Consider the following 14,197-nt stretch of genomic DNA (forward strand, 5'->3'; position numbering starts at 1 on the left):
TTCAGGAGCCAAGGGCGAACCTTCGGTCCGCTTGGCGATTGAAATCGCCCCCACAGGGCCTGTGCCGGACTCATTGCTTTGTTGTGGGGGCGAATTCATTCGCCAAGGGTGGCGCAGCCGCCCCCTTCAGGAGCCAAGGGCGAACCTTCGGTCCGCTTAGCGATTGAAATCGCCCCCACAGGGTTTGTGCCAGGCTCAGTGTCTTGTTGTAGGGGCGAATTCATTCGCCAAGGGCAGCGCAGCTGCCCCCGGCCAACCGCCCGATCAGGCCGTCACCAGCACCTCGAACCCGCCAAAGATCATCCGCTGCCCATCGAAGGGCATGGTCTCCGGGCTGGGTTGCATGCGCGGGTCTTCCATCGCTTTCTTCATGCCGGCATCCCTGGCTTGCTTGGACGGCCAGGTGATCCAGGAGAAGACCACGGTTTCGCCTTCCTTCAGCTTCACGGCCATGGGGAAGGACGTCACCTTGCCTTCGGGCACATCATCGCCCCAGCACTCGACGACGCTGAGGGCGCCGCACTCCTTGAAGACGCCGGCGGCCATTTCGGCCACCTTGCGGTAGGCCTCACGGCTCGCGGTGGGGACGGGTACCAGAAATCCATCTACGTAGCTCATATCCATTCTCCTTTCTGGATGGTGTGATAGGGCATCGCCTGTCGTATCCCGAGCGCGCAGGGATCACGCGCCCGACTCCCTAATGAGTCGATCTGGATAGCGTCGGTTCGACAGACCTGCCAATTGGAGGGCGCTTACGCCGACCAGCGGTCAACACGCCGAGATGCAATTAGAATCCCGCAACCCGCCCAGACAGCCGGCCGCCAGCTTCCTTGCGAGATATAGCCAACAAAAAAGCCCCGATCAGGTCGGGGCTTTTTTGTTGGCGCGAGGCTTACTTGCCGCGGTTGTCGTACACGTGGCAGGCCTTGCCTTCGGAGCGCTTCAGCGAGTAGCTGGGGCGCAGGACGATGCGCGAGCTGATGCCGATGTAGGTCTTGATGTACTTGCCCAGCTCGTTGCACAGCGCCTGTTGCTGGCTTTCGCCCAGGCCGTCGTGCTCGTGCTTGAGTTCGACGTGGACTTCAATGCTGTCCAGGTTGCCGTTGCGGAACAGATGGATCTCGTAGTTCTCGGACAGCTGCTTGACCTTCAGCACCTGCTCCTCGATCTGGGTCGGGAACACGTTCACGCCACGGATGATCAGCATGTCGTCGCTGCGGCCGGTGATCTTGTCCATGCGACGCATCGGGCGCGCGGTGCCCGGCAGCAGGCGGGTCAGGTCGCGGGTGCGGTAGCGAATCATTGGCAGCGCTTCTTTCGACAGCGAGGTGAACACCAGCTCGCCCATCTGGCCGTCGGGCAGTACTTCGCCGGTCACCGGGTCGATGATCTCGGGGTAGAAGTGGTCTTCCCAGATGGTCGGGCCGTCTTTGGTTTCCGCGCATTCCATGGCCACGCCCGGGCCCATGATTTCCGACAGGCCGTAGATGTCGAGGGCGGTGATGCCCATGCGCTCTTCGATGGCGCGGCGCAGCTCGGCGGTCCAGGGCTCGGCGCCGAAGATGCCGAGGCGCAGGGCCAGCTTGTGCGGGTCGATGCCCTGGCGCTCGATCTCGTCCGCGAGGTTCAGCATGTAGGACGGGGTAACCATGATGATGTCCGGCTGGAAGTCGCGGATCAGCTGGACTTGCTTCTCGGTCTGGCCGCCGGACATCGGGATCACGGTGCAACCCAGGCGCTCGGCGCCGTAGTGGGCGCCCAGGCCGCCAGTGAACAGGCCGTAGCCGTAGGAGATGTGCACCTTGTCACCCTTGCGGCCGCCAGCGGCGCGGATCGAGCGCGCGACCACGTTGGCCCAGGTGTCGATGTCGTTCTGGGTGTAGCCGACCACGGTGGGTTTGCCGGTGGTGCCGCTGGAGGCGTGGATACGCACGATCTCGCTCTGCGGCACGGCGAACATGCCGTAGGGGTAGTTGTCGCGCAGGTCATTCTTGCCAGTGAAGGGGAACTTCGCCAGGTCTTCCAGGGATTTCAGGTCATCCGGGTGCACGCCTTTTTCGTCGAAGCGCTGGCGGTACAGCGGGACGTTTTCGTAGGCGTGCTTGAGGCTCCAGCGCAGGCGCTCCAGTTGGTGCTGGCGCAGCTGGTCGACGCTGGCGGTCTCCATCGGGTCAAGCAAGGCGGTGTTGGCAATCATGTTCATAGTTCACTCGAATTGTTTTTGTACGGAAGCCGTGGGCTTCTGAGTGCTGACGGAGAGGATACTCCTCACCCGTTTTTCAGATCTCGGTTGTTGCGTTTCAGAGCCTTTCAATGATCAGGGCGATGCCCTGACCCACGCCGATGCACATGGTGCAGAGGGCGTAGCGGCCCTGGCGTTCTTCCAGTTCGTGCAGCGCGGTGGTCACCAGACGCGCACCGCTCATGCCCAGCGGGTGGCCGAGGGCAATGGCGCCGCCGTTGGGGTTCACACGCGGGTCGTTGTCGGACAGGCCCAGTTCGCGCAGGACGGCGAGGCCCTGGGCGGCGAAGGCTTCGTTGAGTTCGATGACGTCCATATCGGCCAGCGACAGGCCGGTCAGTTCCAGCACCTTGCGGGTTGCCGGTACCGGGCCGATGCCCATGATGCGCGGCTCGACGCCAGCGGTAGCCATGGCCACCACGCGGGCGCGGGCCTTGAGGCCGTGGGCCTTGGCCGCGGCACTGCTGGCCAGCAGCAGGGCGCAGGCGCCGTCGTTCACACCCGAGGCGTTGCCGGCGGTGACGCTGCCGCCCTGGCGGAACGGCGTGCCCAGCTTGGCCAGCTGTTCCAGGGTGGTGTCGCCGCGCGGGTGCTCATCCTGCTCGACGATCTTCGCCGGGCCTTTGCGCTGGGGAATCTCCACCGGGACGATTTCCTTCGCCAGTCGGCCATTGGCCTGGGCGGCGGCGGCGCGCTGCTGGCTGCGCAGGGCGAAGGCATCCTGGTCTTCGCGGGAAATGTTGAACTGCTCGGCCACGTTCTCGGCGGTTTCCGGCATGGAGTCGATGCCGAACTGCGCCTTCATCAGCGGGTTGACGAAGCGCCAGCCGATGGTGGTGTCGAAGATTTCCGCCTGGCGGGAGAAGGCGCTGTCCGCCTTGCCCATCACAAAGGGTGCGCGGGACATGGATTCCACGCCACCGGCGATCATCAGGCCGGCTTCGCCACAGCGCAGGGCACGGGCGGCGTTGCCGATGGCGTCCAGGCCGGAGCCGCAGAGGCGGTTCAGGGTGGTGCCCGGCACGGTCACCGGCAGGCCGGCGAGCAGGGCGGACATGCGCGCGACGTTGCGGTTGTCTTCGCCGGCCTGGTTGGCGCAGCCGTAGATCACGTCGTCGATGGCGCTCCAGTCCAGTTCAGGGTTGCGCTGCATCAGGGCGCGCATGGGCACGGCGCCGAGGTCGTCGGCGCGCACCGCGGACAGGGCACCGGCGTAGCGGCCGATAGGCGTACGCACGGCGTCGATAATCAGGGCGTCATTCATCAGGGGTCTCCTGCGCGAGTACCGAGCCGCGCACTTTGTAGGACTTGCCGTGGAAGAGGGCGATCAATTGCCCGTTCTGGTTTTCGATGCGTACGTCGTAGTTACCGGTGCGGCCGCTGCGGCTTTGTTCGATGGCCTGGGCGGTGAGGGTGTCGCCCAGGCGCGCCGGGGCCACGTAGTCGATGCTGCAGCCGATGGCGACGGTGGCCTCGTTGTAGGTGTTGCAGGCGAAGGCGAAGGCCGAGTCGGCCAGGGCGAACAGGTAGCCGCCGTGGCAGGTGCCGTGGCCCTGGACCATGTCGTCGCGCACGCTCATGCCGACGCGGGCCTGGCCCGGCGCCACGGAGAGCAGGCGCATGCCCATGGCCTGGCTGGCGTTGTCGCGCTCGAACAGCTCGCTCGCGCAGGCTTCTGCAAGGGAAAGGGCTTCGTGGTTAGTCACGGAAATTCCTCCCTTCGGCGACCTGGCGACGCAGCAGCAGGGAAGGGCGGTAGCGCTCTTCGCCGTAGGCCGCCTGGAGGTTTTCCAGGGTGCGCAGTACCGCCGGCAGGCCAATGGCGTCGGCCCAGGCCAGCGGGCCTTGCGGATAGTTCACGCCAGCACGCATGGCCAGATCGATGTCGCCGGCCGAGCCCACGCCTTGCAGCACGGCATCGGCGCCTTCGTTGGCGAGCATGGACACGGTGCGCAGCACGGCGAGGCCGGGGATGTCGCTGAGCTGGCTGACCTTGAGGCCAGCGCGTTGCAGCAGCGCCACCACCTGGTCACGAGCCTGTTCCGAGGTGCCGGCAGCGCAAGCGATACCGAGGCGGCTGGCCTTGGCGTAGTCGAGGGCAAGGTCGATCAGCACCAGGTTGGTGATGCCGTCCTCGCGGGAACGTTGGCTGGCCAGGCGGCCGTCGGACAGGGCGATCACGGCGTCGCCGACTCGCAGCACGCCGGCGCCGTCACGACGGACCACATTCACGCCGGCGTCTGCCAGGCGTTGCAGCAGCGGTTCGGCAACACCGAGGCTGCCTTCAACCACGCAGGATTCCACGCTGGCGTCGCTGGTCAGTTCGGCTGCTTGCGGGCGCTCGGCGCCTTCGGCGTAGCTGTAGAAACCGTGACCGCTCTTGCGGCCCAGGCGGCCGGCGTCCACCAGCTCCTTCTGGATCAGCGAGGGCTGGAAGCGGAAGTCGCCGTAGTAGGCATCGAACACCGAGCAGGTGACGGCGTAGTTGACGTCATGGCCGATCAGGTCGGTCAGTTCGAAGGCGCCCATGCGGAAGCCGCCCGCGTCACGCATCAGCGCGTCGAGGGTGGCGCAATCGGCGGCGCCTTCCTGCAGCAGGCGCAGGCTTTCGGCATAGAAGGGGCGCGCCACGCGGTTGACGATGAAGCCCGGCGTGGACTTGGTGTGTACCGGCTGCTTGCCCCAGGCCTTGGCGGTTTCGTACAGGCCTTCGGCCAGGTCGCGGTCGCTGGCGAGGCCGGAAACGATTTCCACCAGGGCCATCAGCGGCGCCGGGTTGAAGAAGTGCATGCCGACCACCCGGCCAGGATGCTTGAGGCCGGCAGCCAGGCTGGTGATGGACAGGGACGAAGTGTTGCTGGCGAGGATGCAATCCGCGCTGCACAGCTCTTCCAGCTGGCGCAGCAGGCCGCGCTTGACCTCCAGGTTCTCGACGATGGCTTCGATCACCAGGCTGGAATCGGTCAGGGCCTCGATGGCCTCAACCGGTTGCAGGCGGGCCACGATAGCGGCGCGGGCCTCGGCGGTGAGTTTGTTCTTCTCCACCAGGCGGCCGAGTTGGCGATCGATGCCTTCTATAGCCTGGGCGGAAGCGCCGGGGCGGTTGTCATAGAGCTTGACCGGGTGGCCAGCCTGGGCGGCGACCTGGGCGATACCGGCACCCATGGCGCCGGCGCCGATCACGGCGACAGGGGCGGAAGTGTGAAGGGCAGGCATGAGCTCAGCGTCCTTTGAAGGCCGGGGTGCGCTTTTCCATGAAGGCGCTGACGCCTTCACGGTAGTCCTCGCTGCGGCCGGCAAGGCGTTGCAGGTCGCGTTCGACGTCCAGTTGCTCGTCGAAGCTGTTGTTCAGGCTGGCATTGAGGCTGCGCTTGATCAGGGCCAGGCCGTAGGTGGGCTGGGTGGCCAGGTGGCGGGCGAGCTTCAGTGCTTCTTCGCGGAGGCTGGCGTCGTCCACCACACGGTAGATCAGGCCCCACTGCTCGGCCTGCTCGGCGGTCAGGCGGTCACCCAGCAGGGTCAGGGCCTTGGCGCGGGCCATGCCGACCAGGCGGGGGAGGGTCCAGGTACCACCGGAATCCGGGATCAGGCCGATCTTGCAGAAGGCCTGGATGAAGCTGGCGGAACGGCCGGCCAGGACCAGGTCGCAGGCCAGCGGGATGTTGGCGCCGGCACCGGCGGCCACACCGTTGACCGCGCAGATCACCGGCAGCGGCAGGTCGCGCAGGGCACGGATCAGCGGGTTGTAGAACTTCTCGATGGACTCGCCCAGGTCCGGCGCGGCGGCACCGGGGGCCACGTTGCGGTCGCCCAGGTCCTGGCCGGCGCAGAAGCCACGGCCTTCGCCGGTCAGCAGCAGGACGCGGACTTCAGAGTTCTGGCGCACCTGCTTGAGGGCTTCGCGGACTTCGCCATGCATCTTGGCGTTGAAGCTGTTCAGCTGCTCCGGGCGGTTGAGGCTGAGGGTGGCAACGCCAGCCTCGATGGAAAACAGGATGTGCTCGAAGTTCATGGCTCTGGCGCTCTATGGAGTTCGAAGGGGCGGACGGTCAGTGCTTACTGGCCGGTGAATTCGGGGCGGCGCTTTTCCTGGAAGGCGCGGATGCCTTCCTCGCGGTCGCGGGTGCCGGCCAACAGGGTGAAAGCGTGGCGCTCGAAGCGCAGGCCGCTGGCCAGGTCGGTGTCTTCGGCCTTCAGCAGTGCTTCCTTGGCGAGACGGACTGCCAGTGGCGCCTTCTGGGCGATGACGCGGCCAATGGCGATGGCGCGCTCGACGGTGAATTCGGGTTGGGTCACTTCGCTGACCAGGCCGGCGCGCTGGGCATGACGGGCATCGATGGCTTCGCCAGTGAGCACCATCTGCATGGCCAGGGACTTGCCGACCGCGCGCAACAGGCGCTGGGTACCACCGGCACCGGGCATGATCCCGAGGTTGATTTCCGGCTGGCCGAAGCGGGCGTCTTCGCCGGCGATGAGGATGTCGGCGTGCATGGCCAGCTCGCAGCCTCCGCCCAGGCAGAAGCCATTGATGGCGGCGATCAGCGGCTTGCTGAAGCGGGTGATGCGCTGCCAGTGGGCCAGGCGCGGGTCATTGAGGATGCCCACGAGGTCGCGCTCGGCCATTTCCTTGATATCGGCGCCGGCGGCAAAGGCCTTGCGGCTGCCGGTGATGACCACGACGCGGGTCTCGGCGTCCTGCTCGGCGGCATCCAGTTCAGCAGCCAGCTCACCCAACAGCTCGGTATTGAGCGCGTTGAGCGCTTCCGGGCGCTGCAGGGTGATCAGACGGACACCCTGCTCGGGCGGCAGGACAGCAAGGGTACGAGGCATGTCGACTCTTCCTCAGGTGCACGCGCGGCTTTTACGAGCCGCTCTTATAAGTGGGTTCGGGGTGGAGTCCGTTCCTGTGTCTGCCGCGCTGAGGGCGGGGCGACTTTGGCCGGAGTATAACCACAAAGCGATACAAAACAAGAACGACAGATATGATTTATGTGTCTCATGAGTTGCGTCTTTGCTACCAAAGGACAGATTGCCAGGTGCTGTCTCGCCTATGTTAATGCCGTATTTAAAGGGTTTTTCCGGTTATTCAGGGCGTGTAATGCGCGCCGATGACCGGTCGTCATCTGATACAGGTTGATGAGCTTTTATGTTGTTGAATGATGTGATACAAAATTCACCATCAAGCGAATCGCTTTGCGCCACCTTGTGGCTTCATCTGCTTTGTTGAGGAGTTGTTCCATGTCGACCACCGCCCGCGCCGCCGCCCTCGAACTGTTCGAGCACCATCGCAGCACCCTCGAGCGCGCCGTCCAGGCCATCAGCGAGCGCGGCTACTGGTCGCCCTTCCCGGAAAGCCTCAAGCAGTACCCGGAAGAAGCAGTGAAGGGTGCCCAGGCGGCCTTCGAAGCGTTGCTCGGCCAGCACTTTGCGCTGGTGGGTCCGGAGTCGGTTGGTCGTGTGGGTGCCGAACGTTCGCCCTACGGCTTCGACCTGAACGTGAGCTACGACCAGTACGACGCCGACGCGCTGCTTTCGCGCCAACAGGCGGCGCTGCCGGCCTGGCGTGATGCCGGTCCGAAGGCACGGGTCGGTGCGTGCCTGGAAATCCTCCAGCGCCTGAACGCCCTCAGCCCGACCCTGGCCCATGCCGTGATGCACACCAGCGGCCAGGCCTACATGATGGCCTTCCAGGCTGGCGGCCCCCACGCGCAGGACCGTGGCCTGGAAGTGCTGGCCTACGCCTGGCGCGCCATGGCTGATGTGCCGGAAGCGGCGCGCTGGACCAAGCCCCAGGGCAAGCAGGACCCGCTGGTGCTGGACAAGCGCTGGCACATCGTTCCGCGCGGCCTGTCCCTGGTGATCGCCTGCTCGACCTTCCCCACCTGGAACACCTATCCCGGCCTGTTCGCCAGCCTGGCGACCGGCAACCCGGTGCTGGTCAAGGCGCACCCCGGCTCCATCCTGCCGGTGGCCATGAGCGTCAAGGTTGCTCAGGACGTGTTGGCGGAACTGGGCTTCGATCCGGCTCTGGTGAGCCTGGTGGTGGACACCCCGGAAGCGCCCGTAAGCCAGCGTCTGGCCCTGGACCCGCGCGTGAAACTGGTGGACTTCACCGGCTCCAGCGCCTTTGGCAACTGGCTGGAAGACAACGCCCGCCAGGCCCAGGTCTTCACCGAGAAGGCCGGCATCAACAGCGTGATCATCGACAGCGTGCGTGACATCAAGGCCGTTGCACGCAACCTGGCCTTCTCCCTGAGCCTCTATTCCGGCCAGATGTGCACCACCACCCAGGCCATCTATTTACCGCGCGGCGGTATCCGCAACGGTGACGAGCAACTGAGCTTCGACGAGGTCGCCCAGACCCTGGCCGGCGCCGTGAAGAGCTTCCTCGCCGACAACGAGCGTGCCTGTGCGGTAATCGGCGCCATCCAGTCCGAGGCCACCGCCCAGCGCATCCAGGCTTGCCGCCAACTGGGCGAAGTGCTGCTGGACAGCGAGGCCCGCGAGCATCCGCAGTTCCCCGGCGCGCGTGTCCATACGCCGCTGCTGCTGAAGGTGGATGCCGCCGACCGCGATGCCTACTCCGAAGAGCGCTTCGGTCCCATCGCCTTCGTCGTCGCCACCGACGACACCGCGCACAGCCTGCGCCTGGCCGGTGAGGTGATCGCCGAGAAGGGCGCCCTGACCCTGGGCGTGTACTCCACTGACGAGGCGGTTCTGGACCAGGCCGAGCAGCTGTCCCAGGACGTCGCCGTGGCCCTGTCGGTCAACTTCGACGGCGGTGTATTCGTCAACCAGTCCGCGGCCTTCAGCGACTTCCACGCCAGCGGCGGCAACCCGGCGGCGAACGCCTCGATCACCGATGGTGCCTTCGTCGCCCGTCGCTTCGTCACCGTGCAGAGCCGCCGCCACGGCGCGGCGTGAGCCTATAAGAAGAAGGAGCCCTGCGATGACCTGCTACAGCCTCGATGGCGTGACCCCGGTAGTACATCCCACCGCCTACGTGCACCCCAGCGCCGTACTGATCGGTGACGTGATCATCGGGCCGGGCTGTTACGTCGGCCCCCTGGCCAGCCTGCGGGGCGACTTCGGCCGGATCATCCTGGAGGAGGGCGCCAACATCCAGGACACCTGCGTGATGCACGGCTTCCCCGAGAGCGACACGGTAGTCGAGCGCAATGGCCATATCGGCCACGGTGCCGTGCTGCACGGTTGCCGCATCGGTGAAGACGCGCTGGTGGGAATGAACGCGGTGGTGATGGACGGCGCGCGGATTGGTGCGCGCTCCTTCGTGTCTGCCACCGCCTTCGTCAAGGCCGGTTTCAGCTGCGAGGCGCAATCCCTGGTGATGGGCGCGCCGGCGCAGGTCAAGCGCAGCCTCAGCGATGAAGAAGTGGCCTGGAAGCAGGCGGGTACCCGCGAGTACCAGGCGCTGGCCCAGCGTTGCCTGGAGAATATGGTGGCGTGCGAGCCGCTGTCCGAGGTGGAGGCTGACCGGGCGCGCATAACCGATCGGGGCCTGCGCCCGAAAGGCAGTTCGTCGCAATGAGTGCGGTCTTCGCACAACGGGGATGTTCCCCGATGGTCATGCCGATGAGCCTGCGGGTATATTCGGCATCTTTTCCGTTTCCAGAATGCCCATGACTTCGCTTGTGCCCTTGGATCAACTCGTCACCCGCTTCCAGCAGCAGACGCCCATTCGTGCCAGCTCGCTGATCATCACCCTCTACGGCGATGCCATCGAACCGCACGGCGGCACTGTCTGGCTGGGTAGCCTGATCCAGTTGCTGGAGCCCATGGGCATCAACGAACGGCTGATCCGCACGTCCATCTTCCGCCTGACCAAGGAAGGCTGGCTGAGTGCCGAGAAGGTCGGCCGACGCAGTTACTACAGCCTGACCGGCACCGGTCGTCGGCGGTTCGAGAAGGCCTTCAAGCGGGTCTACAGCTCCAGCGTTCCGGCCTGGGACGGTGCCTGGTCCCTGGTGGTGCTGTCGCAGCTGCCCCAGGACAAGCGCAAACAGGTGCGTGAAGAGCTGGAGTGGCAAGGTTTTGGTGCGATTTCGCCCACCGTGCTGGCCAATCCGCGCTGCGACCGGGTGGACCTGACCGCGACCCTGCAGGAACTGGATGCCGTTGAAGACAGCATCATTTTCGAGACCCGTTCCCAGGACGTGCTGGCCTCCAAGGCCCTGCGCATGCAGGTTCGCGAGAGCTGGAACATCGACGAACTGGGTACGCATTACAGCGAGTTCATCCAGCTGTTCCGCCCGCTCTGGCAGGCCCTGCGCGAGCAGGAGAACCTGCAGCCGGCCGACTGCTTCCTGGCTCGAACCTTGCTGATCCACGAATACCGCAAATTGCTGCTGCGTGACCCGCAATTGCCCGACGAACTCCTTCCGGGCGATTGGGAAGGCCGCGCGGCGCGCCAGCTGTGCCGCAATATCTACCGACTCATCTTCGCCAAGGCGGAGGAATGGCTGAACACGGCACTGGAAACCGCGGATGGTCCGTTGCCCGATGCCGGAGAGAGCTTTTATCAGCGATTCGGTGGATTGAGGTAAAGCAGTCGCCCCAAGCGGGCGGCAGTCACGGACGAGGTGAACCCGGCAGCGCCGGATAACAAGAACAACGCCTAGCGTGAGGCTGAGAAAGCCATGATGACAGCACAATCAGTGAGGGCAGACCGCTTCGACGAGTGGCTGCAGGGTATCAACCAGGTCTGCGGGCGTTTCGGCGCCAAGCTGCTGGGCTCGGAGTTTTCCGGATCCATCCGCGAGCACAAGGCCGGCGCGATCAAGCTGAGCTTCGTCGACGTGGCCCAGGCACGCCTGTACCGCACCCCGAAGGAAGTGGCGCAGAGCGAAGGCAAGCATTTCTACCTCGCCTTCCAGTTGGCCGGCCGTGCCGGCATGGAACAGGCCGGCAACAGCATCGAACTGGCGCCCGGCGACATCACCCTGATCGACTCCACCCTGCCCAGCGACTTCGTCTACCACGAGAACTCCCGCCAGCTCTCGTTGATCGTGCCTCGCCACATCGTGGAGCAGGGGCTGCGCTTCTCGGGTGTGCGCTGCGCCCAGCGCATCCCGGCCAGTTCGCCGGTGGCGATGATGGCCAACCGGCTGATCATCGAATCCACACACCAGAACAGTCTCAGCCTGCCCGAGAGCGAAGCGACCCTGGAAGCGATGGTGAGCCTGCTGCGTCCGGCCCTGTGCGCCGCCGAAGTGGAGCAGGACGCCCACGAGCGTCTGTTCCGCAAGACCCTGCGCTTCATCGACGAGAACATCTGCGCCGAGGAACTCTGCCCGGAAACCATCGCCCGCGAGGTGGGGGTTTCGGTGCGTGGCCTGTACCGCATGTTCGCCAAGAAGGGCCTGGTGGTCGCGCAGTACATCAAGAACCGCCGCCTGGATTTCTGTGCCGAAAGCCTGCGCCACTCCACCGGCGAGCAGAAACTCTCGGCCCTTGGCTACGCCTGGGGTTTCACCGATTCCAGCTACTTCTCCACCGCCTTCAAGGCGCGCTTCGGCGTGTCCCCCAGCGAGTACCGTAAGCAGTACAGCCAGGGTTGATCGCGATCCGCTCAGGGGCGATCTCCCTGTAGGGGCGATTTCAATCGCCAAGGGCAGCGCAGTTGCCCCTGAGGCAGGACTGCGTCCTGCTTAGCGAATGAATTCGCCCCCACAGGAGACACAGGTTACTCGCAGGCCAGCACTGTCAGCCCCCTCTCCCTCTGGGAGAGGGTTGGGGTGAGGGAAGCCAGAGTCTGCAGGAATGTGACTGTGTTGTTGGGCCTCGTTCCTCGGACCAACCTACAACAGGACTGCGTCCTGCTTGGCGAATGAATTCGCCCCTACAGATTTCTTCATCCCCGTGCGACCTGTCTGGCAGCCCTGCCAACACGACTGGCACAGACAAAAAAACCTCGATTCCTCCCAACACAGAGAATCCGGACATCGGCCCTGATTCCGCGCGTGCCATTGCCGCCGCGCGGGGCGGGCCTGTGGACGATCGAGGTGGTGAGTTGATGCACAAACGCAAGATGGGCCTGCTGTCTGGCCTCCTGGTACTGCTGGCGGTGCAATCGGCACTGGCTGCAGATTGCGCGCCGGAGCTGGTGCAGAAGGGCGAGGCGCTGTTCGGCAGCGACTGCTCGGTGTGCCATTCGGCCAAACAAGGCGGCCCGGCCATGATGGGGCCCAACCTGCATGGTGTATATGGCCGCAAATCCGGCAGCCTGGCCGGTTTCAGCTACTCCCAGGCGATGAAGACCAAAGCGGTGGAATGGAAGCTGGACAGCCTGGAGCAGTTCATCGCCCAGCCCCAGTCCTTCGTCGCCGGTACCTACATGCCCTATGCCGGGATGGCTGATGCTGACGGCCGTCACGCGGTCGGCTGCTTCCTGGGCGCACAGAAATAATGATGGCGCCGGGCAAGCGCCCGGCCCACGGATAATGAGGATCGAGCATGAGCAAGGTTGAAATCCTGCCGCAGGTGGCGGCATTCCTGGAGCGCCGCCACGGTTGCTTCATCGACGGCCAGTGGGTACTGCCGGAAGGCGCGACCACCCCGGTACTGAACCCGGCCACCGGCGAAGCCATCTCCCACGTGCCTGACGCGCCGCTGGAGTACCTGGATCGCGCCGTGAAGTCCGCCCACCAGGCATTCAAGTCCCGCGTCTGGTCCGGCCTGCGCCCGGCCGACCGCGAGCGCATCCTGCTGCGTTTCGCCGCCCTGGTGGAAGAAAACGCCGAGGAACTGGCCCAGCTGGAAACCCTGAGCCAGGGCAAGTCGATCAACATGTCGCGCATGCTGGACGTCGGCGCCACCGTCGAGTTCATGCGCTACATGGCCGGCTGGGCGACCAAGATCGAAGGCCAGACCATGGACGTGTCGATCCCGATCCCGCCGGGCTCGCGCTTCACCGCCTTCGCCCGGCGTGAGCCGGTGGGCGTGGTCGCTGGCATCGTGCCGTGGAACTTCCCGCTGATGATCACCACCTGGAAGGCCATGCCCGCGCTGGCCACCGGCTGCACCGTGGTCATCAAGCCCGCCAGCGAAACCCCGCTGACCGCCCTGCGCCTGGCCGAGCTGGCCTTCGAGGCGGGCATCCCGGCCGGCGTGTTCAACGTCGTCACCGGCGGCGGCAGCACCGTGGGCAACGCCCTGGCGTCGCACCCGCTGATCAGCAAGGTGTCCTTCACCGGTTCCACCGCCGTGGGCAAGAGCGTCGGCGTGGCCTGCATGGAGAACATGACCCGCTTCGCCCTGGAGCTGGGCGGCAAGAACCCGATGATCCTGCTGGCCGACGCCGACGTGGAGAAGGCCGTGCAGGGCGCGCTGCTCGGCGGCCTGCTGAACAACGGCCAGGTCTGCGCCGCGGCCTCGCGCTTCTACGTGCACCAGTCCATCTACGAGCCCTTCGTCGAGGGCCTGGCGGCGGCGGTGAAAGGCCTGTCCATCGGTCCGGGCATGGACCAGAACGCGGCGATCAACCCGCTGGTGTCGCGCAAGCAGCAGCTGAACGTGCTCAAGCACATCGACCTGGCCCGCCAGGAAGGCGCCCGCGTAGTCGCCGGTGGCGAGCGTCTGGAGGGCGACGGCTTCTTCGTCCAGCCCACCGTGCTGGCCGACGTGAACCACGCGATGACTGTGTCGCGCGAAGAAGTCTTCGGCCCGGTGCTGTCGGTGATCCCCTTCACCGATGAGGACGCGATGATCGAACTGGCCAACGACAGCGTGTACGGCCTGGCGGCGAGCCTGTGGACCAACGACCTGTCCAAGGCGATGAACCTGGTGCCGCGCATCGAAGCCGGCACCGTGTGGGTCAACGCCCACGTGCTGCTGGACCCGAACATGCCCTTCGGCGGCGTCAAGCAGTCCGGCATGGGCCGCGAGTTCGGCCGCGCGGTGATCGAGGCGTACACCGAGCTGAAGTCGGTCTGCATC

The 14,197-nt window shown here is 65.4% G+C and carries 13 protein-coding genes; 6 read left to right on the top strand and 7 right to left on the bottom strand.

The features are described 5' to 3' along the window. Positions 1-264: 264 nt before the first annotated feature. The 7 genes from E8F06_RS27040 to paaF form a co-directional block, all read right to left on the bottom strand. The gene (locus E8F06_RS27040; RefSeq protein ID WP_280372246.1) at positions 265-618 is read right to left on the bottom strand and encodes a DUF1428 domain-containing protein; all 354 of its coding nucleotides are present in this window, start codon (positions 616-618) and stop codon (positions 265-267) included. A gap of 274 nt (positions 619-892) precedes the next feature. Then, complete coding sequence (paaK, locus tag E8F06_RS27045; protein WP_280372247.1) at positions 893-2,203, bottom strand: phenylacetate--CoA ligase PaaK; 1,311 nt, start codon at positions 2,201-2,203, stop codon at positions 893-895. 97 nt (positions 2,204-2,300) lie between these two features. Further along, positions 2,301-3,506, bottom strand: a complete 1,206-nt coding sequence (pcaF, locus tag E8F06_RS27050; RefSeq protein WP_280372248.1) for a 3-oxoadipyl-CoA thiolase — start codon at positions 3,504-3,506, stop codon at positions 2,301-2,303. Then, positions 3,499-3,948 carry a hydroxyphenylacetyl-CoA thioesterase PaaI gene (gene paaI, locus E8F06_RS27055; RefSeq protein WP_028627351.1) on the bottom strand — a complete coding sequence of 150 codons (450 nt, stop codon included), beginning with the start codon at positions 3,946-3,948 and terminating at the stop codon, positions 3,499-3,501. The genes pcaF and paaI overlap by 8 nt, the downstream gene beginning before the upstream one ends. Next, positions 3,941-5,458 carry a 3-hydroxyacyl-CoA dehydrogenase PaaH gene (paaH, locus tag E8F06_RS27060; protein ID WP_280372249.1) on the bottom strand — a complete coding sequence of 506 codons (1,518 nt, stop codon included), beginning with the start codon at positions 5,456-5,458 and terminating at the stop codon, positions 3,941-3,943. The genes paaI and paaH overlap by 8 nt, the downstream gene beginning before the upstream one ends. 4 nt (positions 5,459-5,462) lie before the next feature. Further along, positions 5,463-6,254, bottom strand: coding sequence for a 2-(1,2-epoxy-1,2-dihydrophenyl)acetyl-CoA isomerase PaaG (paaG, locus tag E8F06_RS27065; protein WP_280372250.1), 792 nt, complete (start codon positions 6,252-6,254; stop codon positions 5,463-5,465). A 44-nt stretch (positions 6,255-6,298) separates the two neighbouring features. Further along, positions 6,299-7,072, bottom strand: a complete 774-nt coding sequence (gene paaF / locus E8F06_RS27070; protein WP_077526243.1) for a 2,3-dehydroadipyl-CoA hydratase PaaF — start codon at positions 7,070-7,072, stop codon at positions 6,299-6,301. Positions 7,073-7,480: 408 nt separating this feature from the next. On the opposite strand from paaF, the gene paaN reads away from it, so the two are divergent. The 6 genes from paaN to E8F06_RS27100 form a co-directional block, all read left to right on the top strand. Beyond that, entirely contained in the window at positions 7,481-9,166 is a 1,686-nt protein-coding gene (gene paaN, locus E8F06_RS27075) for a phenylacetic acid degradation protein PaaN (protein WP_280372251.1), read from the top strand. A 25-nt stretch (positions 9,167-9,191) separates the two neighbouring features. Further along, positions 9,192-9,791 carry a phenylacetic acid degradation protein PaaY gene (paaY, locus tag E8F06_RS27080; RefSeq protein ID WP_280372252.1) on the top strand — a complete coding sequence of 200 codons (600 nt, stop codon included), beginning with the start codon at positions 9,192-9,194 and terminating at the stop codon, positions 9,789-9,791. Between the two features lie 91 nt (positions 9,792-9,882). Then, positions 9,883-10,806, top strand: coding sequence for a phenylacetic acid degradation operon negative regulatory protein PaaX (paaX, locus tag E8F06_RS27085; protein WP_280372253.1), 924 nt, complete (start codon positions 9,883-9,885; stop codon positions 10,804-10,806). Between the two features lie 93 nt (positions 10,807-10,899). Beyond that, positions 10,900-11,820 carry a transcriptional regulator FeaR gene (gene feaR, locus E8F06_RS27090; protein ID WP_280372254.1) on the top strand — a complete coding sequence of 307 codons (921 nt, stop codon included), beginning with the start codon at positions 10,900-10,902 and terminating at the stop codon, positions 11,818-11,820. A gap of 455 nt (positions 11,821-12,275) precedes the next feature. Beyond that, positions 12,276-12,668, top strand: coding sequence for a c-type cytochrome (locus E8F06_RS27095; RefSeq protein ID WP_280372255.1), 393 nt, complete (start codon positions 12,276-12,278; stop codon positions 12,666-12,668). A 47-nt stretch (positions 12,669-12,715) separates the two neighbouring features. Next, the coding region (locus tag E8F06_RS27100) for an aldehyde dehydrogenase family protein (protein ID WP_280372256.1) at positions 12,716-14,197 on the top strand (1,482 nt) is incomplete at its 3' end.

The organism is Pseudomonas sp. BN411 (genome assembly GCF_029871235.1).
Classification (GTDB): Bacteria; Pseudomonadota; Gammaproteobacteria; order Pseudomonadales; family Pseudomonadaceae; genus Metapseudomonas.